Here is a 21804-nt window from a genome sequence, read left to right on the forward strand (position 1 = left end):
GACCCCCGCACACACCAAATCAACAAACTCGGCACGCGCACCCGAAGGAAACAACTTGACCATGAAACGCTCCATCAATCAGAGCGTTGCAACGACCCTATGACTTTGCCGGCGTGGGACTGTCATCAAATGGCATATCGCGGGGGTTTGGGAGGCTTTTAGACCCACTGGCCCCGGCGCACCAAAACTTCCTTGAGGAGGTCCAGGCGGTCGGACACAATTCCATCGACGCCGAGGTCCAGCAGGCGCTCCATCTCCGCGGGTTCGTTGATGGTCCACACGTGCACCTGCCTGCCCAACCGGTGAGCGCGGCGGATGAATCCCGGCGTCACCACCGGCAGCCGGCCGTAACGGACGGGAACTTGGAAAACGTCGACGCCGGCAAGCAGCTTGCGTGCCAAACGTGCCGGTAGCACGGGGCCCACGAGGATGAAGAGCGCCGTCAGTGAGCTTCCGGCGGAGGAAGCAACGCGGCGGGAGAGTCGCGACAGGACCGCCCGACGCCGCTTGTCCGAGAAGCTTGTGACCAGGACGAGATCATGGATTCCGTGTTTCTCAATGGCCTCCGCCATGGGACCCACGGAGTTCCAATCCTTGACGTCCAGGTTCAGCCTGGCACCGGGCAGCGCTGAAACCAGCTCATCAAACGTTGGCACCGGCTCCACCCCGCCGATCCGCGCCACGGAGACTTCCGAGGCAGTCAATGATGCAATATCTCCCACCGAATCAGTCACGCGGTCCAGCGATGAATCGTGGAAGACCAGGAGCACTCCGTCCGAGGTGGTGTGGACATCCGTTTCAAGGTGCACGGTCCCGAGTTCCACTGCAGCTTTGAACGCGGCCATGGAATTCTCCAGCCCATCCAGGGAGAAACCTCTGTGGGCGAAGGCCAAAGGGCCCACAGAACCGTCCTTGCGGAGGAAATACGGCAGCGTCACACCCGTAGCGTAGCCCATTGCCAAGGTGCGGCTAGGACTCCTGCGGGAGGGCCGCCGTCGGCTGTGGAACGACCGCCACGCCGTCACTGACGTGCACCAGCGTTCGGCCGCGACCGCCGTCGAGCTCCACCCAAACCGCGGTGGCGTCGCCGGTAACGGCGTCCACCACACCGGCCGATTCGTAGCCTGGCGTCAAGGTGACGTTGACGCGGTCGCCCTGGCGAAGTGAACGCCAGTGGTGATCCGGCTCAATCCGCCGCAATGGCGCGGTATTGACGTTGTTGATCCTGCGCTTGGCCATGTTTCCCCCTGCGAATCCGACTGGTAGACACGATGCGAACGGGTCCTTGGCTGGAAGCCTACGGAGCCAAGTTGAACGCCGGTTGTATGGAGGCTGGGAAACAGGTGACACTTGGGGCTGGCAAACTGGGGGCATGAGTGTGTTGATTGCCGGATGCGGCGACCTCGGAACTGAAGCAGGGCTTCGCTTCGTCGCTGCGGGCCATGACGTTGTGGGCCTGCGTCGGTCCCCCGGTAAGTTGCCATCCGAAATCCGCGGTGTATATGCGGACCTCTCCCAAGAAGTGCCCGCGCTGCCCGCCGACGTGGACATCGTCGTGGTGGCTATTGCGGCCGATTCCTCCACCGAAGAGGCATACCGGGCTGCGTACGTGAACGGCGTCAAAAACGTTCTGGACGCACTGGAACGCCAGTCCATCACCCCGCGGCGGATCCTTTTCGTCTCCTCCACGGCTGTGTATAAGGACTCCGGCGGAGCCGTGGTGGACGAGTCGACGCCCACGGAACCCACGCGCTTCAGCGGCAAAGTCCTGGTGGAGGCCGAGGATCTGCTGTTCGCAAGGACGCATGGAACCGGGACCCAGCCCATTTCCCTCCGGCTTGGCGGAATCTACGGGCCGGGCCGAACCCGGCTGATCGACCAGGTCCGCAGCGGCCAGGCGGTCATTCCTACCCAACCCCGGCACACGAATCGCGTCCACAGGGACGACGCCGCAGCCATGATCGTCCACCTCACCACCATGGACGAGGACCCAGGTCCCGTGTATGTCGGTGTGGACGACCACGCGGCGGAAATGGGCGACGTCCTGCGCTTCCTCGCGGCAGAACTTGGGTGCCCGGAACCCCCGACGGCGGCACCTGGCGGCGCGTCCGACGCCGGCCCCGGCGACAAGCGCTGCTCCAACGAGCGCCTCCGGGCGACGGGCTTCGAGCCCATCTTTCCCACGTTCAAGGAGGGCTACCGCGCGCTGTTGGCCGGCGAGGGCGTACGGCACCCTTGAAAGAGGGGGCTTCTCCTGTCCGAACCAACCCGCAGAGGTGGGGGCGGGCCTACTTCGCGGTCCAAGCCGTGGCTGGGCTCGCGTGGTGGATTGCGGTTTTCTTGTCACCTGCGGTGCGCACAGCCACCCTCGGAAGCCTGGACCCCATCGCCGTGGCAGCCTTCGACGTTCCCCTGTTCGTCATCGGCTCGGCCGTCGCCGCCTTCGGCATGAGGGCAGCAGCGGTGGTCGCTGCCGGCTGGACTGGAATCGTTGCCGTTGCCTTGGCCGGCTACGCAACAATCACTGCCGAGGCAGGCTGGGGTGTCCTGACCATGCTTGCCGCGACGGCGTGTTCGGGCGTAGCGCTCTGCTTCGTCATGCTGGGACGTGTCCCCACCGAGTTGATCGTGAGGGGACCGTTTGCCTTCCGTCCAGCACCGGCCCGCCGCCACACTGCAGCCCATGTAGGTGCAACCTTGGGTCAGATGGCACTCTTTTGGGGCTTCTTCCTGGGGCTGCTCCCCTTTGCCCTGGTTTGGCTGGAACAGCGCTGGGCGGTGTCCCTGCCATTCCACCCTATGACAGCTCCTGCCGGCGTGGTGGTTCTGCTGCTTGCCAGCGCCCTGGGGGTCGCTTCCGCGGTAACCATGTCATCCCGCGGGAGCGGCACGCCATTGCCCTCTGCAATGCCCAACCACCTTGTCATCGCCGGCCCGTATCGCTGGGTCCGCAATCCGATGGCGGTCGCGGGCATCGCTCAAGGGCTCGCCGTGGGGCTCATTCTGGGCTCATGGCTTGTGATCGTGTACGCGGTAATCGGCTCGCTGCTGTGGAATTACGCCGTCCGGCCGCTGGAGGAAGCAGACCTGGAAGACCGGTTTGGCGCTGAATTCCGGCAGTACCGCGATTCAGTGCGCTGCTGGATTCCCCGATGGTGAGGAACCTCGGCCAAGGCCGGAGGTCCCCCGGCTTCAGTGCGTGGTGGCGAACAGCCCGTTGAGGGTGCCGTAGTCGATGGCTTCGCTGACGGCCTTGTACGTGCCCTCGGTGTTCAGCTCTTCCGCGGCGCGATGGGCCACGGCGTAGGCGGCCTGGGCAATGCTGGACCCGAGGCTGACCCTGGAGACGCCAAGCCTTCCGAGTTCGCTGACGCTCAGCGAGCCTGCCCCCACCATGACGTTGACGGGGACGGAGATCCCAGCGGTCAACGCGGCAACGGTGTCTGCATCCGATGCTCCCGGAACAAAGATGCCGTCGGCGCCGGCCTCCACATACTTCTCCGCCCGTGCAACAACCTCGGCGATCTGCTGCTCCAATGTTCCAAAACCTGCCAGGAACACATCGGTGCGTGCGTTGATGAACAAGTCCTGTCCCGCCTTCAGGGCAGCTGCGCGGGCTGCTGAGATCCGTGCGCAGAAGTCCAGGGGGTCACGGGAGCCGTCTTCCATGTTGATCCCGACAGCGCCGGCCTCAAGAATGTCGGCGACCGTCCTGGCGATCCCTTCCAGCGTTTCTGAGTAGCCGCCCTCTATGTCAGCTGTCACGGGCACCTTGACGGCGTTAACGATGCTGGCCACCACGGCCACGACGCGCTCCCTCTCCAGCCGATCCCCGTCGGGAAGACCCAGAGACCAGGCAACTCCGGCGCTCGTTGTGGCCACAGCGGGCGCGCCTGCCGCCTCAGTGATGACGGCGCTGGCGACGTCCCAGGCGTTGCTCAACGCCAACGGTTTTTGGCTGGTATGGAGGGACCTGAAGTGGGCTGCGGTTCGGTTCTGTTCCGGGTTCATGGAGTCCATTCCACCAGCTGCGACTTTGGATATCTGGCGGAAATCGGACATAACCAGTTGTTGACGTAACTAGACCCGCTGCCCTGTCAGCTTTGCCTCGAGAATCTGGGCCACGCCGTCGTCGTCGAAGTGCGGCGCTTGCTGTCCGGCGGCGAGGATGGCCTCCGGGTGTCCACTGGCCATGGCATAACCGTGGCCTGCCCAGCGGAGCATTTCGATGTCGTTGGGCATGTCCCCGAACGCCACCACGTCGGCGGCCTCAATGCCCAGCGACTCGGCGTACTTGGCGAGCGTGACGGCCTTGTTGATGCCCGGCACGGACATCTCCAGCATCGCCGTCCGGGGTGCCGAGTGGGTTGTGGACACAAGGTGGGCTACGGCCGGCTGCACTTCGGCCAGGAACTCGTCCGGGGTTCCTTTGCGGGTGATCGCCAGGAACTTGACGACGGCGTCATCCGCCGTGAGCGTGTCCGCCAGCGGTGCGGGCGTGAACTCGGCGAGCAGCTCGCTGGTTTCGTTCTCGATGAAGCCCGGTTCAAGCTGGAAACCCGTGAGGGTCTCAACAGCGAAGAGGGCGTCCGGCCTGAGCGATTTGATGATCCGGCGGGCATCGAAGACGGACTCAGCGTCCAGGACAGATGAGGAAAGGGCCTTTTCGGTTTCGAGATCCCACACCACGGCACCGTTGGAACAGATCACGATTCCGCTGTGCCCCAACTGCTCCTGCAGCGGATACAACCAGCGCGGCGGGCGGCCGGTGACAAAGACGAGTTCCACCCCTGCGTCGCGGCATGCCTGGAATGCCTTGATGGTCCGGTCACTGATTTTGCCGTCGTGACCGAGGATGGTGCCGTCAATATCGCTTGCTACGAGCCGCATCATGCCAGTCTACGTGGGTGCCACCAAGGCGCATTCCCTTTTGATCGAGCGCGATCGAACCCATGCAACGCCACCCCCGAAGCATAGGCTGGGTCAATGAGTGACCAGACAACAAGCGAAGAGCACAGCACACGCGGCGCGTACGTCACTGGCAGTGAGTTCAACCGCGACACCAACTACATCGAGGACCGCATCACCCGCGATGGCACTCCGGGACCAAACGGCGAACCGGGTTGGCCGGTGGAACCCGGACGGTACCGGCTGATAGCTGCCCGGGCTTGCCCGTGGGCCAACCGCACCGTCATCGTCCGCAGGCTCCTGGGGCTCGAGGACGTCATCAGCCTCGGCCAGCCCGGCCCCACCCACGATGCCCGGTCCTGGACCTTCGACCTCGACGCCGACGGCAAGGACCCCGTGCTGGGCATCGAGCGGCTGCAGGAGGCGTTCTTCCGCCGTTTCCCGGGCTACCCCCGCGGAATCACTGTTCCGGCCATGGTGGACATCCGCAGCGGCGAAGTGGTGACCAACAACTTCCCCCAGATCACCCTGGACTTCTCCACGGAATGGACGGAGTTCCACCGTCCAGGTGCGCCCCAGCTGTATCCGGAGCACCTGCGTGAGGAAATCGACCTGGTCAACAAGCGGGTGTTCACCGAAGTCAACAACGGCGTTTACAGGTGCGGCTTCGCCGGATCCCAGGAAGCCTACGACGCCGCCTACACCCGGCTCTGGAACGCGTTGGACTGGCTCGAGGAGCGGCTGACCGGGCAGAGATACCTCGTGGGTGACTCCATCACCGAGGCCGATGTCCGGCTCTTCACCACTTTGGCGCGCTTTGACGCCGTCTACCACGGGCATTTCAAGTGCAACCGGAACAAGCTCAGCGAAATGCCGGCACTATGGGCCTACGCCCGGGACCTGTTCCAGACACCCGGCTTCGGAGACACCACCGACTTCGTGCAGATCAAGCAGCACTACTACATCGTCCACGAGGACATTAATCCCACGCAGATTGTCCCTGCGGGCCCGGATCTGTCAGGCTGGCTCGCCCCTCACGGGCGGGAAGCGTTGGGCGGCAGCCCCTTCGGGGATGGCACTGCGCCAGGGCCGGTGAAGGCAGGAGAGGAAGTGGCCGCCGGACACGGGGCCTCCTAGCGGTTCCGCTCACGCAGCCCCGTGGTTGAGCTCGGCCCGCGTGGGCGGGTTGGCTCCCGCGCGCGAGACCGTGACTGCGGCGGCACGGGCGGCATGATCCATGATCGAGGCCAGTGTTTCCGCCGGCATGGCCCTCAGAGCGCCGCGGTTCTGCGCGCCATCCAGCCCGTGGTCCACAATTGCGGACAACAACCCTGCCATAAATGAATCTCCCGCACCCACCGTGTCCACTACGGTCACCGAAGGCGCCGGAATCTGTGTTTCGCCTGACCTGGTGACACCCCAGGGGCCACGTGAACCGCGGGTCACCACCACCAAAGCAGGGCCTTCCTCGCCGCCCAGGGACAGCCACCGACGTGCGGATTCGGTCGGATCAACACCGGGATACAGCCATTCGAGGTCCTCGTCCGAAGCCTTCACGACGTCGGACAGCACCACAAAGCGCTCGGCCTGCGCCCGCGCGTACTCAACGTCCGTAATGATGCTGGGGCGGCAGTTGGGATCGAAGCTGATAGTGCTGCTCGGGTGGGCATGCTCGACGGCGGCAAGCACGTCTGCGGCGCCAGGCTCCAAAGCTGTGGCGATGGAACCTGTGTGCAGCAAAGTGGCGCCCTGCAGCATCAGCGGCAACCGTGCGGCGAGTCCGGGCAGTTCCCAGGCGAGGTCGAACACGTAGGTGGCGGCGCCGTCGTCGTCGATCTGCGCAGTGGCCACACTGGTGGGCTTCTCGTCCGGCGGAAGCGGCACCATCACTGAGCTTGAGCGCAGGTGTGCCGCCACGGAATCACCGTAGGCGTCGCGGCCATAACGACCGATGAACTGCACCGGGTGATCCAGGCGCGCCAATCCGACGGCAACGTTGAGCGGGCTCCCACCAACGTGCGCCTCGATTCCCGAAGGGCGTTGAACGACGTCGACCAGGGCCTCACCAATGACTGTCAGCATGGGACCACTCTGCCAGAGGCGGACCCCGCGAACCACAGATTACGAGAGCAGTCGCTGCACCAGCTCGCGGCACTTCTTGTAAGCGACGGCTTTGGGATCGATCAGGTCAAAATGGTCTCCGGGGACGCGCAGCAGCTGGGCCGCACTACCGGCCGCCGTAGCCGCAGCTACGTATGCCTCGGACTGGCTGGCGGGGACGTCTTCGTCATCCGTGGCGTGGACGGCATATATCGGGACGTCGAGCGGCAGCGAACTCATGGGGTCCGCATACTTATGCCGCTTGGGGAATCTATGGGAGTCCCCACCCATGAGGTTGCAGACGGCGCCGTTGCTGAGGTTCAGCTTCTCTGCCGCGGCAAGATTCAAGAGGCCGGACTGACTGACGACGCCGGTCAGGTGCACGGCGTTATCCTCGGGGCTGCGCTGGAGCTGGCGGTCGGCGTCGGGCGTGCCAATGGCCGAAAGCCGCTCCCGGCCCGCAGCCCAAACAGCCAAGTGGCCGCCGGCTGAGTGGCCCAGGGCCACCACTTTGCCGAGCTGAAGATCATGGTCTCCGGCAATGGCGGACAAATGGTCGATGCCGGCCAGGATGTCCTCGAAAGTATGGGGCCAACCACCGCCGTTGCCGGCCCGCCGGTATTCGAGGTTCCACGCAGTGATGCCGTGCGCTGCGAGGTCCCGGGCAAGGGGCTCACCCAACTCGGCGCCGTACTGTGATCGCCAGTAGCCGCCATGGATCACAACGGCGATTCCACCGGCCACGGTTGATACGCCGCGATGGTTGCCGTTACTCGGTTCAGGTATGAAGAGTTCGCCCCATTGACTGGGGTGTTCGCCGTAGCTGTACTTGTGCCGCAACATTGCGCCCTCCTTTGTACTGAGCCTATCGTGACGGTTCGTTAGTTTGGCTAGAGGCACCCCGACGGCGAGTGGCTCGGTTCAGTGTCGGACCCGCCCCGTAAGCTGGGGGCATGGCAAGCAATTGGGACAGCCTGGACCAGGATCAGCGCGACGCAGTAGACGCGAACGTGGCGCTCTATGAGCGTGTCCGCCCTGCCCTGAAGCGGGTCACGCGGGATGTCCTGCTGACCTTGCGGGACATGCTGAACGACGCCGAGGTCACTCCCTTGTTCGTCACCGGACGGACCAAAACCGTGGAGTCTTTCCGCGAAAAGATTTCCCGCACCGATGATCCGCTGGAACCAGGCGGGCCCCGGGTCCTGAAATTCCCGGACCCCTTCCGCACGTTGAACGACATGGTGGGCATCCGTGTCATCACCAAGCTGCCGGCGGAAAACGCGGCCGTTGCCAACATCATCAAGCGCCAGCGTCAACTCTTCGATTGCCGTGGCGACCGCGAGAAGGACATCGGCTCCATCGAGTCGGGCACGTACGGGTACTCCAGCCGGCATCTCATTCTGCGCACGATCCAAAACGAGGCTGTCAAGGAATACCAGCAGGCGTTCAACCCGGACATGCCTGCCAATGGCAGCTACTTCTTCGAATGCCAGATCCGTACTGTATTCGCCCATGCCTGGAGCGAGATCGAGCACGATATCCGCTTCAAGGCCGAAGATCCTCGTGCCTGGACGCCGCACTTTGACCGCCAGTTCACTGCGACAGCGGCCATGCTGGAGACCGTGGAGAGCGCATTTGCCGACCTGCACGAGCGGTACGAGGAAGTCCGCAGCTATTGGGACCTCGAGGGCGAGGGCGGCTCACCGCTGACTCCCAACCGTGTTCGTGACGTCTGGCGTACGCTGCTGCCGCACGTTGACCGTAAAGTTGATGACGACTGGGGCTGGGCTGCCGAACTTCTCGCCGCCCACGGACTCACCAAGACCGTGGAGCTTGCCGGGTTGCTCAGCGCCAACCGGATCACGGAGGTCCGCAAGGCCCTGGACCACCGCTACTCCCCCGGTCCCGACCGCCTCCTGGATGACCTCCTGCTGTGGCAGTACGGAACCGAACACGTTGATCTCACCGCTGAGGCGCCCGACGTCGTTCCGCACCCGCGGCGCGACAGCCTCCAGCGGCGTCTTAAGCAGATTGAGCGATACCGCCAGACTGCACTCTAAGGACCCATGACTCCCGAGCAACTCATGTCACTGCGGGCGACTTTCCGCTCACCCCGCCGCCTTCTGACGGAATCCCTCGCGGGACTCGTAGTGGCTCTGGCGCTCATCCCGGAGGCCATCGCATTCTCGGTGATTGCGGGGGTTGATCCCCGCATCGGACTGTTCGCTTCCTTCACCATGGGCGTAGTCACCGCGCTTGTGGGCGGCCGCCCTGCCATGATTTCCGCGGCGACCGGCGCCGTCGCCCTGGTGATTGCCCCGGTAATGAAGGAACACGGGCTCGACTACCTGATCGCCACGATCATCCTGGCGGGCGTTTTCCAGATCGTCCTGGCCGTCCTTGGCGTCACCAAACTGATGCGGTTCATCCCGCGCTCGGTAATGATCGGCTTCGTGAATGCTCTGGCCATCCTGGTGTTCATGTCCCAAATGCCCGAGCTCTTCAACGTGCCGTGGATGGTCTACCCGATTGTCATTGTTGGTCTTGTCATCGTTTTCGGGCTGCCCCGTCTGACCACCGCCATCCCCGCACCCTTGGTGGCGATCGCGGCCATCACCTTGGTGACTGTAGTGGGTGGCATCGACGTCCCCACCGTCAGCGACAAGGGCGAACTCCCGGACAGCCTGCCCGGCCTCTTCCTGCCCAACGTTCCCTTGAACCTGGAGACGTTCCAGATCATCGCACCCTTCGCGCTATCGATGGCGCTGGTGGGCCTGCTGGAATCCCTGATGACCGCCAAACTGGTGGACGACATCACGGATACCCGCTCCAACAAGACGCGCGTGTCCTGGGGCCAGGGCGCTGCCAACATCGTCACGGGCTTCCTGGGCGGTTTGGGTGGTTGTGCTGTCATCGGGCAGACCATGATCAACGTGAAGGGCTCAGGTGCACGGAGCCGGCTCTCGACCTTCCTTGCCGGGGTTTTCCTGCTCATCCTAGTGGTAGTACTGGGGGACGTTGTGGGCATGATCCCCATGGCGGCCCTGGTAGCCGTGATGATCTTCGTTTCGCTGATTACCTTTGACTGGCATTCGATTCGTCTGTCCACGCTCAAGCGGCTGCCCAAGTCTGAAACCGCAGTCATGCTGATTACGGTTGCCGCCGTCGTGGCGACCCACAATCTTGCGGTGGGTGTCGGCGTCGGGGTCTTGACCGCCATGGTCCTGTTCGCACGGCGGGTGGCCCATTTCGCGACGGTCGAGCGGACGGAGCTGGAACTCAATGGCCGGAACGTTGCGACGTACACGGTGGACGGTGAGCTCTTCTTTGCCTCATCCAACGACCTCTATACGCAGTTCGACTATGCGAAGGATTCCTCAGAAGGCATAGATCGGGTGATCATCGACCTGCACGGCTCCCACATCTGGGACGCATCCACCGTCGCCGTACTCGATTCAGTCACGGAGAAGTACCGGAATCACGGGCGCGAAGTGGAGTTCATCGGACTCAACGAAGCCAGCGTCCGCATGCGCGAGCGACTGGCCGGCAAGCTCAACTCCTAACCTCACCCTGCCCAACTGAGTGCGGAACAGCGGTTGTCTGACATATTCCCCTGCGTGGATGTAAAGAAGTCGTTCGGTTTGGTCGCCGAATGTGAGCATGGATGAATGCTTGAGGCAACCAATACACCGTCGAAAACCGAAGAACCTGCTGCGCCAGTGAACGCCGCCCTTGCCGCTGAAGCCAAGATTGCGCGCATTGCCGTCACAGTGTTCCCCCTTCTGGTAGTTGTTGCCGGCGTCGTGGGATTCCTGCTTCCGGACCTTTTCAAACCGATGGGCGTCGCAGTCCCGTACCTGCTCGGCATCATCATGTTCTGCATGGGCCTCACGCTCACCCCGCCTGACTTCGCCTCCGTGGCCCGCCGCCCATGGGCCGTAGCTCTGGGCATCGTGGCCCACTACGTCATCATGCCCGGCGCCGGCTGGCTCATTGCCGTGCTCCTGCAGTTGCCACCGGAACTGGCTGTCGGCCTGATCCTGGTGGGTTGCGCGCCGTCGGGTACTGCATCGAACGTCATGGCGTTCTTGGCCAAGGGAGACGTTGCGCTCTCCGTAGCTGTCGCCTCGGTTTCCACGTTGATCGCACCTATCGTGACCCCCGCATTGACGCTCTTCCTGGCTGGCTCCTTCCTGCACATCGATGCCGGAGCCATGGTGATGGACATCGTGAAGACCGTGCTGCTGCCAGTTATCGCAGGGCTCTTGGCCCGATTGTTCCTCTCGAAGCTCGTCGCGAAGGTTCTTCCGGCACTTCCGTGGGCATCCGCCGTCGTGATTTCACTGATCGTGGCGATTGTCGTAGCCGGCAGTGCCAGCAAGATCGTTGCAGCGGGCGCGATCGTGTTCCTGGCAGTTGTCCTCCACAACGGCTTTGGCCTGGGACTCGGCTACCTGGCCGGCAGGCTCGGCCGGCTGGACGACAAGGCGCGCCGCGCCCTGGCGTTCGAGGTGGGCATGCAGAATTCCGGACTGGCCGCGACTCTGGCGACTGCACACTTCGGCGCTTTGGCTGCGCTGCCCTCCGCCGTGTTCTCGCTGTGGCACAACGTCTCGGGTGCCATCGTTGCGGCCTGGCTTGCTCGCCGCCCGCTCAAGGACTAACGCCTAGCGCTGCGTGGTTCCCCGGTGGTGCAACTTCCACGGCGATGCAATCCGGATGCCCTCCGTCGGCGTGGTCCCGGCCAAGCGATCGAGCAGCATACGGACCACTTGCTCAAAGATCGGTTCCGGGCCCACTGTTGTCAGTGCGGGATCGTAGTCCCGGCCTTCGGTAGAATTCCCGACGCCGACAATCTGGACGTCCTCGGGCACCCGAAGCCCCAGACGATAAGCCGCGCGAATGGCCTGCAGCGCCTCCATGTCGTCCGTGCACAGGATGGCCGTGGGCCGGTCAGGTAGCTGGAGCAACTCAATCGCGGACTGATAGGCGGTAGCCGGACGGTGCTGCGACGTTCTCACCAAGGACTCGTCGAGGGGGATGCCCGCCTTCTCGAGGCCAGCCGCGTAGGCGGCGAAACGGCTCTTGGGACGGCCGGCCGGGTCCGCCCTCCGGATGCAGGCGATCCTGCGGTGGGACGCGGTGAGGAAATCCATGCACTCCTTGAGCCCGGCGTCAGCCTCAGGCGCCAGGACATCGAACCCAGCGGGCTTCATGGTTCCTGAGATCACCACCTGGGCGACACCGCGGCGGGCGAGCTCCGTCACGCTTTCGTCCTCGGACTTCGCCTCAGGGAAGTAGCCAATGATGACGCCATCCGCACCGCCGGACATCATGAACTTCCGCCAGTCGTCGCCCAACAGGATCACCGGCTGATACCCATGCTCCGGGAGGATCCGGGCCGCCGCAGTGGCGAGGGCCCTGTCCCATGGCCAATCGAGGTTTCCGATCGCCACGGCCACCACGTCCGTTTTGCCCCGGCGCATCCCTCGGGCCGCCTGGTTGGGTACATAGCCCAGTTCCTTCACCGCAGCCAGGACGCGGTCCTGCGTGGGCTGGCTGATCCGAGTGGTTCCACCGTGCCGGCCGGAAAGTACGTAGGAGACGGTGGTCAGCGAGACCTCAGCCGCCTTCGCTACGTCCCGGATGGTGGGCTTGGATCCCTTGCTCACGTGGCACTCCTGATAGACAGCGGGTTTCTTGAACTCTAGCCGCAATGGCGTGGACACCCCTTGACGGAATTAGTTGTGAACCTTAACAATTACGGGAGCCACTAAGTATCCGAGCGGGAAGATCATTCGATGAAGAACTGGGCAGGAAACCTTGAGTACTCGTCCGCGGAAATCCACCGCCCGACGTCGGTGGAGGAGTTGCAGGAGCTGGTAGCAAGCGCAACGCGGATCAAGGCACTGGGTTCCCGGCACTCCTTCAACACTGTGGCCGACACCGACGGCGTCCACATCCTCCTTGACGCGTTGCCCCAGTCGCTCGTGGTGGACGCCGCTAAGAGCACAGTCAAGGTCAGCGCCGGCATCAGCTACGGAGCCTTGGGCCGCGCCCTCGAGGAGCAGGGCTTCGCCATCCACAACCTCGCTTCACTCCCCCACATCTCCGTCGCAGGTGCCATCCAAACCGGCACGCACGGCAGTGGAGTCAAGAATCCCGCCTTGGCAGCGGCCGTCGTGGGTATTGATCTGGTGCGCGCCTCCGGCGAGCTGGTGACGCTCACAGCGGACGACGACGAATTCCTCGCCAGCGTGGTGGGCGTGGGAGCCCTGGGCATCGTGACGGGGCTGGAGCTCGCCGTGCGGCCGAGCTTCGAGGTCCGGCAGCGCGTGCTCACCGGTTTGTCGTGGGAGGGTGCTTTGGCGAATTTCCAAGGCATCGCTTCCAGTGCCTACAGCGTCAGCTTCTTCACCGATTACACCGGCGACACCATCCCGCAGGTCTGGCTCAAGGCACTGGACACCGAGGCGCCCTTGCCGGACCTTTTTGGAGCGACAGCTGCGACGGCGGCGATGCACCCCTTGCCGGATATGTCTGCGGAGAACTGCACCGAGCAGCTGGACGTCGCGGGAAAGTGGCTGGACCGTTTGCCGCACTTCCGCCACGAATTTACGCCGAGCAACGGAGAAGAGCTGCAGAGCGAGTTCCTGCTACCCCTGGATCAGGCACCTGCTGCTTTGCAAGCGGTCCGTGGACTCGCCGACAAGTTGGCACCGTTGCTGTTCATCTCGGAAATCCGGACTGTAGCCGCTGACGAATTCTGGCTCAGCCCTTTCTACCAGCAGCAGAGTGTCGCGCTGCATTTCACGTGGAAGCCACTGCAGAGCGATGTGGAAGCAGTCCTCCCCGAGCTCGAGGAAGCCCTGCGGCCGTTCGGAGCCCGCCCGCACTGGGGAAAGCTCTTCACGCCCAGCGGCTACGACTTCCCCGCGCTGTACCCACGATTCGAGGACTTCCGTGCACTGGTCCAGGCGCACGATCCCTCGGGCAAGTTCCGCAACAGCTTGTTGGACAGCGTGCTGGGCGTTGCCGTTACGTCCTAGCGGCTACTCGATGTGTGCCAGCACCGCGCCGGCAGTGACAACTCCGCCGGGTGCCGAGAGTACTTCGGAGAGCTTTCCGGTACGGTGCGCTGACACCTGGGTTTCCATCTTCATGGCTTCCAGGACCACCAAAGGGTCCCCGGCGGCTACGTCGGTGCCAGGTTCAACGAGCCACTTAACCACTGTTCCGGCCATACTCGAGACAAGTGCCGATTCCGCGGGAGAGTCGCCGGCCCCGGAGTCCGGCAGGCCCGTCACGTCGGCGGCGGCGGGGAGGCCCTGCCCTGAGCGTGCCCAGCCGTCCAGCAGGTCCGCCGGAAGCCCAACAGCCAGCCGTTTGCCGTCGACGTCAATGGTGATGGTCCGCCGTTCTCCCTCCGGTGCCACCACGTTGTACTCGGGGTCCACGGGGATCTGGTCGGCGAAGTCGGTTTCGATCCACCGCGTGTGAATGTTCAGGCCGGCAACGGAGGTGAAATCCTCGGACTCCAGGACCGCCCGGTGGAATGGCAGCACCGTGGGCAGGCCCGTGATGTTGATTTCGGCGAGGGCACGGCGCGCACGGCGGAGTGCCTGCTGTCGGTCGGCTCCAGTGACAATGAGCTTGGCCAACAGGGAGTCGAACTGCGGGGCGACGAACGAACCCGAACGCACGCCGGTGTCCAGGCGGATGCCCGGCCCGGTGGGTGATTCGAAGGAAGACACTGTGCCCGGTGAGGGCAGGAATCCGCGGCCAACGTCTTCGGCGTTGATGCGGAACTCGAAGGAGTGCCCACGTGGTGTGGGATCCTCGGTGATGCTCAGCGGCAACCCGGCCGCGATTCGGAACTGCTCCTGCACAAGGTCGATTCCGGCGGTTTCCTCCGTGATGGGGTGCTCAACCTGGAGGCGTGTGTTGACCTCAAGGAAGGCCACGGCACCATCGGCGGAGACCAGGAACTCTACTGTTCCGGCACCGTAGTAACCGGCTTCGCGGACGATTGCCTTGGAGCCGTCATAGATCTGCTGGCGCTGGGAGTCGCTCAGGAAGGGAGCCGGAGCTTCTTCCACGAGTTTCTGGTGGCGGCGCTGCAGCGAGCAGTCACGCGTTCCCACCACAACCACGTTGCCATGGACATCCGCGATGATCTGGGCCTCTACGTGACGGGGCCGGTCCAGGTACTGTTCCACGAAGCACTCGCCCCGACCGAATGCGGCCACAGCCTCACGAACTGCCGAGTCGAAGGCTTCCTCCACCTCGGCGAGTTCGCGGACTACCTTCAGCCCGCGCCCACCACCGCCAAAAGCAGCCTTGATGGCAAGCGGAAGGCCATGTTGCTCGGCAAAAGCACGGGCTTCAGCGGCAGATGACACCGGTCCGTCGCTGCCTGCCACCAGGGGCGCTCCGGCACGGACGGCGATCTCGCGGGCGGTGATCTTGTTGCCCAACTGACGGATCGACTCCGGCGAGGGGCCTATCCACTCAAGTCCGGCGTCGAGCACTGCCTGCGCGAATTCGGCGTTCTCCGACAGGAAGCCGTATCCGGGGTGGACGGCGTCTGCACCGGACTGCGCGGCAACGGCGAGCAGCTTCCCGATGTTCAAGTACGTCTCAGCGGGCGAGTTTCCGTCCAGGCTGTAGGCTTCGTCGGCGGCGCCAACATGCATGGCGTCGGCGTCAATGTCGGCGTAAACGGCCACCGAGGCAATGCCGGCGTCGTCGCAGGCTCGGGCGACGCGGACGGCAATTTCGCCGCGGTTCGCGATCAGGACCTTGCGCATCAAATACTCACTTCTTCCGGGGTCGTGGTGAAGGGTGTGGTGGAGTCCAGTGAATCCGGTACGAACCGGAAGCGGATACGCCCGCCAAGAGGGACTTGGGCGGCACGGTCCAGGTGTTCATCGCAAACCACTCCGATTACCGGATAGCCGCCAGTGATGGGGTGGTCCGCAAGGAACAACACGGGGAGCCCAGCGGGTGGGATCTGGAGTGCTCCGGCCATGGTCCCTTCACTGGGAAGCTCACCTTCGCGCGTGCGTTGGAGCGGTGCTCCGTCCAAACGCATGCCCACCCTGTTGGACTGCGGCGTGACCAACCATTCCTGGCTGCACAATGAATCCAGGGCTTCCTGGTCGAACCAGTCGGCGCGTGGCCCTGGAACTACGTCCAATACCGTGACGCCGGCGCCGGGGAAATCCGGTTGCAGTTCGGGGCTGCCAACTGCGGTGGAGACCGTGGCCTCGCCGATCGGGAGCTCCTGCCCGACGGCCAGTGGGGCCGGTCCAATCCCTGACATCGTGTCCGCCGAGCGGCTGCCCAGAACCTCGGGAACGTCCACTCCGCCACGGATTGCCACGTAGTTTCGGAACCCGGACTCGGGCGCACCCAGGGTTAGCACTTCGCCGTCGAGCAGCGCGAAAGCTGTAGCCATCGGAACGGTCCGCGGCGCGGCCGGCGCGGAGTCGTCGTCGGACTCAACCAACGACGGCGGCTGGACAGTCAGGGTGGTCGGCGCACCTGCCACGGCAATCACTTGGTCGCCGATGGCCTCAACCGTGAGCCCGCCATTGACGGTCTCAATGGCGGCGACCGAGGAGCCATTGCCTACCAGCCGGTTGGCCCGTCGCAGCGACGCCCGGTCCAGGGCACCAGCGGCAGAGACACCCAGCGGGCCAAAGCCTCGACGGCCGAGATCCTGGATGAGGCTCTGTGCACCCGGGTTGAGGATCCTCACTCCGGACTCAGGGTGGTGCTCCGTTTCAGGTTCGCGCGCCACCGAAGCTCCAGTGGTCACGACGTCGCGGACGGCCCGGTACTGAACCCGGTCGCCGGGCCTCACAAGCGCTGGCTGCGCGCGGTCCAGGTCCCACATCCGTGCGCCGGTCCGGCCAATCAACTGCCAACCGCCCGGTGAACGGCGGGGGTAAACGGCTGAGTACTGACCACCGAGAGCAACGGATCCGGCGGGAACTGCCGTGCGCGGGGAAGACCGGCGAGGGACCGTGAGGGCTTCGTTCTCGCCCACCATGTAGCCGAAACCGGGCGCGAAGCCAGCGAAGGCGACGGTCCAGATCTGGCCTGTGTGCGCGGCAACAACGCCATCCACGCTCAGTCCGGTCAGCTCCGCGACGTCAGCGAGATCGTCGCCGTCGTACACGGTGTCGATGACTACCAGCCCGGAGTCGGTGACCTCCGGCGTGGTGAGTTCCAGCTCCAGCAGCCGCGCACCGATGGCACGTGTGGCTGCCGCTGACTCACCCACCACCATGACCGTTTCCGCGGCGGCGAGTACATCTACCTGGCCAGGAAGCGGGGACTTATAGAGCATGTCCTGCAGGGCGAGCACGTCCTGCAGGCCGTCCAATTCGGCCAGAACGGCACGGGTGCCGACGGGCCTGACGGAGCGAACCCTTTTAGCGGTGGTCGTTTGCATCACGGTTTCCATTTTTGGCTACGCCGCCGGCTGAGCGTGTGTCCCCTGCATCAACCGGATATCTTCCTCCGGCTCGGGGTCACGGCCGAGGAGCATGCCCACGATCGTGACAACAGCCGCGACGAGGATGTACACGGCAATCAGGTACCAGCCACCGCCAGCGGCGCCGTAGAGGGCCGTGAAGATGATGGGTGCAACAGCTCCACCGATCACACCGGCCAGGGTGTAGGCCAGCGAGCTGCCAGCGTACCGGAGTCGCGCCGGGAACTGCTCAGTGATGAAAGCGGCCTGCGGGCCGTACATGAAGGCGTGGAGCGCCAGGCCAATGACGGTGCCCACGGTCAGCATGGCCACTGACTTGCCCTGGATCATCAGGAAGAACAGCGGGATGTAGGCAGCGGTGGCTGCTGCAGCGATGCCGTAGACCCAGCGACGGTTGAAGCGGTCAGTCAGCGCTCCGGCCAGCGGGATCAGGAACAGCTGGAAGGCTGAACCGATCAGGATGGCGGAGAGGACATTGCCCGTGGTCATGCCCAATTGCTTGGTGGCGTAAACGGCGACGAACACAGTGAACAGGGCGTACAGGATGTCGGGGCAAACGCGGGAGAGAGCCGCGGCCACCAACGCCTTGGGTTGCGTGGTGAAGACTTCCTTGATGGGAGCCTTGGGCCGGTCGCCCTGGGCCTGGATGGCCTTGAACACCGGGGTTTCTTCCAGCTTGAGGCGGATGACCAGGCCGAAGACCACTAGGAGAGCGGAAGCGAGGAAGGCTACGCGCCAGCCCCAGGAGAGGAATGCTTCGTCGCTGAGGGACGCGGCGAGAATGGCAAGGACGCCGTTGGCCATGAGGTTGCCGGCGGGCGGGCCGATCTGGGCGGCAGAAGACCAGAAGCCGCGCTTGTTCGGGTCACCGAATTCGCTGGACAGCAGCACTGCGCCGCCCCACTCGCCGCCGACGCCGATGCCCTGCGCCAGACGCAGCAGCACAAGGATTGTTGGAGCCGCCACCCCGATGACGGAGTAGTCGGGCAGGGCGCCGATGAGTACTGTTGCCACGCCGATGAGGACGAGCGTGAAGACCAGGACGTACTTGCGGCCGATCTTGTCACCGAGGCGACCAAAGATGACGCCACCGATCGGACGGGCCAGGTAGCCCACCGCGAAAGCTGAGAACGAGAGAAGCAGTGCAACAAACTCGTCATTGCCCGGGAAGAAGATCTTGGGGAACACGAGGGCCGAGGCCACCGAGTAGATGGCGAAGTCGTAGTACTCCAGCGAGGTGCCGGTGAGGCTGGCAACGTACGCCTTGAGCGCGCCGGGCGGTGGCTTCCTTGTCACTGCCTTGGCTGCATTGTTGGTGCTGGTCATGATGTCCTCCGGGGGGATGAGGGATGGTGCGGGGCGCCCGGGATGGGCTAGAGGAACGAGCCGACAGTTACGCCGGCAGCGCCCAGAGCGGACTTCACGGCGGTAGCCATAGCAACGGCTCCGGGTGAGTCACCATGCACGCAGATGCTTTCCGCGCGGATATTCAGGATGGAACCGTCAATGGTCCTCACGGACTGTTCGGTGGCCATCCGCAGGACGTGCTCCGCCACTTCAGCAGGATCGTGAAGCACGGCACCTGGTTGTGAGCGGGAGACGAGTGTTCCATCAGGGTTGTAGGCGCGGTCAGCAAATGCCTCGGCAACGCCCCGAAGACCGGCTTCTTCAGCCAGACGCAGGACTTCGGAACCCGGAAGGCCGAGGATCGGAAGGTTGGGGTCCACCGATTTCACAGCATCGACGACGGCACGCGCCTGAGCGGTGTGCTTGACGATCGCGTTGTAGAGGCCGCCGTGCGGCTTCACGTACTGGACGCGCGCACCTGTGGTGGCCGCCAACGCCTGCAGCGCACCGATTTGGTACACCACGTCATCGGCCAGTTCATGGGGATCGATGTCCATGAAGCGGCGGCCGAATCCGGCGAGGTCGCGGTAGCCAACATGGGCACCAATCACGACGCCGGCCTGTACCGCCTTAGCGCAGGTGCTGCGGATGACGCTGGGGTCGCCGGCGTGGAATCCACACGCAACATTTGCGCTGGAGACGGACTCAAACATGGCAGCGTCATCGCCGAGCGTCCAGCGTCCGAATGACTCTCCGACGTCGCTGTTCAAATCGATGATTGCCATGGTGTGATCCCTGCCTCGTGATGTGCGTTACATCCAGCATGCACTATTTCGCTGGATTGTTCAACGATCCAGCGATACCGATTTCCGGCAATCGTGTACTTTTGGTGTCATGGCCAGTGCAGATCAGGAAAAAAGCGAACACCCTGGCTTTGATGGCGCACGCGCACGGGTCCGCCTGAGAGTCCCGTCGGTTGCCGAGAGGGTTGCCGAGGAACTGCGCTACCAACTGGCCGAGGGATTCCTGGTTCCCGGTGCCAAACTGACCGAGGCCACCATCGCCGAGGATCTGGGCGTCTCCCGGAACACCGTCCGGGAGGCCTTCGCAGAACTGGCCGGCGAACGGCTCCTCCTCCGTCAGCCCAACAAAGGTGTCTACGTGGCCACCCTTGAAGCCGGCGACATCCACGACGTCTACACCGTCCGCCGGGCCATCGAGGTCAGTTCTATCCGCGCAGGAGGTTCACCCGAGCGCATCGCCGCCGTCAGGGCCGCCGTCGAGGAGGGCAAACGCGCAGCAGCCGCCGACGACAACGAAGGATTGGGCAGCGCCAACCAGCATTTCCACGGAGCAATCGTTGCCCTGGCCGAGAGCAACCGGCTGGACACGATCATGGCGCAGGTCTTGGCCGAGATGCGGCTGTACTTCCACAAGGCCACCATGAACGCGCACTTTTACAGCGACTGGCTCACGGAAAACGAGCAGATCTGCTCAGCGTTGGAAGCCGGCAAACTTGAACGCGCCGGGGACCTTCTCCTGGCCTACCTCAACCGTTCCGAGCAGCAGCAGACCGCCATCCACGGCGCGTAGGCCTGGACCAGCCGTTACCGCTTGCCCTTCTTGCGCGAGCCCTTCCCGCGGCCCTTGTCCGGATTCGGCGCGTAGCGTTGCGCAACGGCAGGCTTCTTGGGGCCACCGCCGCGACGATCAGGCTTGGGCGCCTTTTTCGGCTTCTCCTGCTGGGCCGAGGGCTGGCGTGAACTCTGCGCCGTCCGCCCACGCACGATCCCGATGAATTCCTCCATCACGGGACTGTCCGTGCCAACAAGCCACGCCAAGCCAATCTGAGTCGTAGGAGCACCGGTCAGGCGCCGCATGACAGTGTCTTTGGCATTCAGGTGCCGCGCTACGGACATCGGCAGAATCGCCAGCCCTGCACCGGAGGCAACCACCTGGAGGGCCATGTCCGGCCCACCCATTTCCTCGATGTCGAGGAAGTTTTCCTCGGACAGGTCCTCGAGGGCCACCTCTTCAAACACCGAGATCTCGTGGCCTTTGGGAGCAACCACCACGGGCTGCTCTTCGTAGAGGGGGATGACGTTCAAGCCTTCGCGGTCCACGGGCAACCGAACAAAGCTGAGGTCCGCGGAACCTTCACGCAACACCGTAAGCTGCGCATCGTCGTCGGACATGAACGCGTGCAACGGATAGTCCGGCATCCGTTCTTCCCACCGCCGGATCCATTTCCCAGGAGTCACACCCGCAACATAGGCGAAGCGGAGGCCGGGTAAGGGCTCTGTTGTTTCGATGGATTCTTCAGCGGCTGGCACACACTCACAGTACCGGCCAGATACCCTTGAAGCATGACGTCCTCGAACTCCCAGTCCATGAAGCCGGCAACAGTTGCCAAGAAACTCGGCATCTACCTGCCCGCGACACCCCAGGAGTTCCAGGATTCGTCCATCTCCCGCGATGAATTCGCCGAACTTCAGGCCAACCCGCCGGAGTGGCTCGCCGAACTGCGCCGCAACGGCCCGCACCCCCGCCCGGTGGTCGCACAGAAACTGAACGTCTCCATCAGCGGCCTCGCCCGTGGCGGCGTTGAGGATGCACTCACGACGGCGGAAATCACCGAGCTGCTGCAGGCTCCGCCGCAGTGGCTGGTCACCGAGCGCGCCACGCACGCCGCCGTCCGCTCCGAAGCCCAGCGCGTCAAGGACGAAGCCGCCAAGAAGGCAGCTACCAAGGAAGCCAGGGACAACGCCGCGGCCAAGCGCGACGCCCCGAAGACTTCCAAGCGCGACCACGCGTAGCTATAACTGAGCTGTGGGGGGGGGGCGGGCGCGCCCCGGGCCCCCGGGGGTTGTGGGGGGGGGGGGGGGGGGGGGGGTGGGCGGGCCCCCCAGGCGACGCGACCGGGGCCCCCGGGGGCCGGGGGGGGG

At 64.2% G+C, this 21804-nt stretch carries 21 protein-coding genes; 9 read left to right on the forward strand and 12 right to left on the reverse strand.

Features of this window, described 5'->3' with window-relative positions; genetic code table 11:
- Window positions 1-158: 158 nt before the first annotated feature.
- Window positions 159-956 (reverse strand): glycerophosphodiester phosphodiesterase, encoded by a 798-nt coding sequence (locus LN996_RS19825; protein ID WP_231342331.1) that lies wholly within the window; start codon window positions 954-956, stop codon window positions 159-161.
- A 13-nt stretch (window positions 957-969) separates the two neighbouring features.
- Window positions 970-1239 (reverse strand): hypothetical protein, encoded by a 270-nt coding sequence (locus tag LN996_RS19830; RefSeq protein WP_159700177.1) that lies wholly within the window; start codon window positions 1237-1239, stop codon window positions 970-972.
- 133 nt (window positions 1240-1372) lie between these two features.
- Here LN996_RS19830 and LN996_RS19835 point away from each other — a divergent pair, with 133 nt between their 5' ends.
- Window positions 1373-2239 (forward strand): SDR family oxidoreductase, encoded by an 867-nt coding sequence (locus LN996_RS19835; protein WP_231342280.1) that lies wholly within the window; start codon window positions 1373-1375, stop codon window positions 2237-2239.
- 68 nt (window positions 2240-2307) lie between these two features.
- A complete protein-coding gene (locus LN996_RS19840) occupies window positions 2308-3159 on the forward strand; it encodes an isoprenylcysteine carboxylmethyltransferase family protein (RefSeq protein WP_231342281.1) in 852 nt (283 codons plus the stop codon).
- A 33-nt stretch (window positions 3160-3192) separates the two neighbouring features.
- On the opposite strand, the gene LN996_RS19845 is transcribed toward LN996_RS19840, so the two are convergent.
- Together LN996_RS19845 and LN996_RS19850 are read right to left on the reverse strand one after the other, a co-directional pair.
- Window positions 3193-4062 carry an isocitrate lyase/phosphoenolpyruvate mutase family protein gene (locus LN996_RS19845; protein WP_231342284.1) on the reverse strand — a complete coding sequence of 290 codons (870 nt, stop codon included), beginning with the start codon at window positions 4060-4062 and terminating at the stop codon, window positions 3193-3195.
- A gap of 18 nt (window positions 4063-4080) precedes the next feature.
- A complete protein-coding gene (locus LN996_RS19850; protein ID WP_231342288.1) occupies window positions 4081-4890 on the reverse strand; it encodes an HAD family hydrolase in 810 nt (269 codons plus the stop codon).
- A gap of 96 nt (window positions 4891-4986) precedes the next feature.
- Between LN996_RS19850 and LN996_RS19855 the strand changes: the two genes are divergently transcribed.
- Complete coding sequence (locus LN996_RS19855; protein WP_231342291.1) at window positions 4987-6045, forward strand: glutathione S-transferase family protein; 1059 nt, start codon at window positions 4987-4989, stop codon at window positions 6043-6045.
- 9 nt (window positions 6046-6054) lie between these two features.
- Here LN996_RS19855 and LN996_RS19860 read toward each other — a convergent pair whose 3' ends face one another.
- Both LN996_RS19860 and LN996_RS19865 read right to left on the reverse strand, forming a co-directional pair.
- Complete coding sequence (locus LN996_RS19860) at window positions 6055-6990, reverse strand: carbohydrate kinase (RefSeq protein WP_231342294.1); 936 nt, start codon at window positions 6988-6990, stop codon at window positions 6055-6057.
- 39 nt (window positions 6991-7029) lie between these two features.
- Entirely contained in the window at window positions 7030-7851 is an 822-nt protein-coding gene (locus LN996_RS19865) for an alpha/beta hydrolase (RefSeq protein WP_231342299.1), read from the reverse strand.
- Between the two features lie 110 nt (window positions 7852-7961).
- Here LN996_RS19865 and LN996_RS19870 point away from each other — a divergent pair, with 110 nt between their 5' ends.
- The 3 genes from LN996_RS19870 to LN996_RS19880 all read left to right on the forward strand — a co-directional run bounded on the left by LN996_RS19870 (window position 7962) and on the right by LN996_RS19880 (window position 11672).
- The gene (locus tag LN996_RS19870; protein ID WP_159700193.1) at window positions 7962-9068 is read left to right on the forward strand and encodes a GTP pyrophosphokinase family protein; all 1107 of its coding nucleotides are present in this window, start codon (window positions 7962-7964) and stop codon (window positions 9066-9068) included.
- 6 nt (window positions 9069-9074) lie between these two features.
- A complete protein-coding gene (locus LN996_RS19875) occupies window positions 9075-10571 on the forward strand; it encodes a SulP family inorganic anion transporter (RefSeq protein WP_231342300.1) in 1497 nt (498 codons plus the stop codon).
- A 105-nt stretch (window positions 10572-10676) separates the two neighbouring features.
- Window positions 10677-11672 (forward strand): bile acid:sodium symporter family protein, encoded by a 996-nt coding sequence (locus LN996_RS19880; RefSeq protein ID WP_231342302.1) that lies wholly within the window; start codon window positions 10677-10679, stop codon window positions 11670-11672.
- 3 nt (window positions 11673-11675) lie between these two features.
- On the opposite strand, the gene LN996_RS19885 is transcribed toward LN996_RS19880, so the two are convergent.
- Complete coding sequence (locus LN996_RS19885; protein WP_231342305.1) at window positions 11676-12680, reverse strand: LacI family DNA-binding transcriptional regulator; 1005 nt, start codon at window positions 12678-12680, stop codon at window positions 11676-11678.
- A gap of 129 nt (window positions 12681-12809) precedes the next feature.
- Between LN996_RS19885 and LN996_RS19890 the strand changes: the two genes are divergently transcribed.
- The gene (locus tag LN996_RS19890) at window positions 12810-14057 is read left to right on the forward strand and encodes a D-arabinono-1,4-lactone oxidase (protein WP_231342311.1); all 1248 of its coding nucleotides are present in this window, start codon (window positions 12810-12812) and stop codon (window positions 14055-14057) included.
- 3 nt (window positions 14058-14060) lie between these two features.
- Here LN996_RS19890 and LN996_RS19895 read toward each other — a convergent pair whose 3' ends face one another.
- Genes LN996_RS19895 through LN996_RS19910 form a run of 4 tightly spaced genes read right to left on the reverse strand, consistent with a single transcriptional unit; the run spans window position 14061 to window position 19644 of the window.
- A complete protein-coding gene (locus LN996_RS19895) occupies window positions 14061-15818 on the reverse strand; it encodes a biotin carboxylase N-terminal domain-containing protein (protein WP_231342315.1) in 1758 nt (585 codons plus the stop codon).
- Window positions 15818-17482: a 5-oxoprolinase/urea amidolyase family protein gene (locus tag LN996_RS19900; RefSeq protein ID WP_231342318.1), complete on the reverse strand. Its 1665-nt coding sequence runs from the start codon at window positions 17480-17482 to the stop codon at window positions 15818-15820. The genes LN996_RS19895 and LN996_RS19900 overlap by 1 nt, the downstream gene beginning before the upstream one ends.
- 6 nt (window positions 17483-17488) lie before the next feature.
- Window positions 17489-18838, reverse strand: coding sequence for an MFS transporter (locus LN996_RS19905; protein ID WP_231342319.1), 1350 nt, complete (start codon window positions 18836-18838; stop codon window positions 17489-17491).
- Between the two features lie 47 nt (window positions 18839-18885).
- Window positions 18886-19644, reverse strand: a complete 759-nt coding sequence (locus LN996_RS19910; RefSeq protein WP_231342320.1) for a LamB/YcsF family protein — start codon at window positions 19642-19644, stop codon at window positions 18886-18888.
- Between the two features lie 109 nt (window positions 19645-19753).
- Between LN996_RS19910 and LN996_RS19915 the strand changes: the two genes are divergently transcribed.
- Complete coding sequence (locus LN996_RS19915; RefSeq protein ID WP_231342321.1) at window positions 19754-20452, forward strand: GntR family transcriptional regulator; 699 nt, start codon at window positions 19754-19756, stop codon at window positions 20450-20452.
- A 14-nt stretch (window positions 20453-20466) separates the two neighbouring features.
- Here LN996_RS19915 and LN996_RS19920 read toward each other — a convergent pair whose 3' ends face one another.
- A complete protein-coding gene (locus LN996_RS19920; RefSeq protein ID WP_231342324.1) occupies window positions 20467-21192 on the reverse strand; it encodes a LysR family transcriptional regulator substrate-binding protein in 726 nt (241 codons plus the stop codon).
- 33 nt (window positions 21193-21225) lie between these two features.
- On the opposite strand from LN996_RS19920, the gene LN996_RS19925 reads away from it, so the two are divergent.
- The gene (locus LN996_RS19925; RefSeq protein ID WP_231342327.1) at window positions 21226-21675 is read left to right on the forward strand and encodes a DUF5997 family protein; all 450 of its coding nucleotides are present in this window, start codon (window positions 21226-21228) and stop codon (window positions 21673-21675) included.
- The last annotated feature ends 129 nt before the right edge of the window (window positions 21676-21804 follow it).

Origin of the sequence: Arthrobacter sp. AK01 (assembly GCF_021109375.1) — a bacterium.
Taxonomy (GTDB): Bacteria; Actinomycetota; Actinomycetes; order Actinomycetales; family Micrococcaceae; genus Arthrobacter.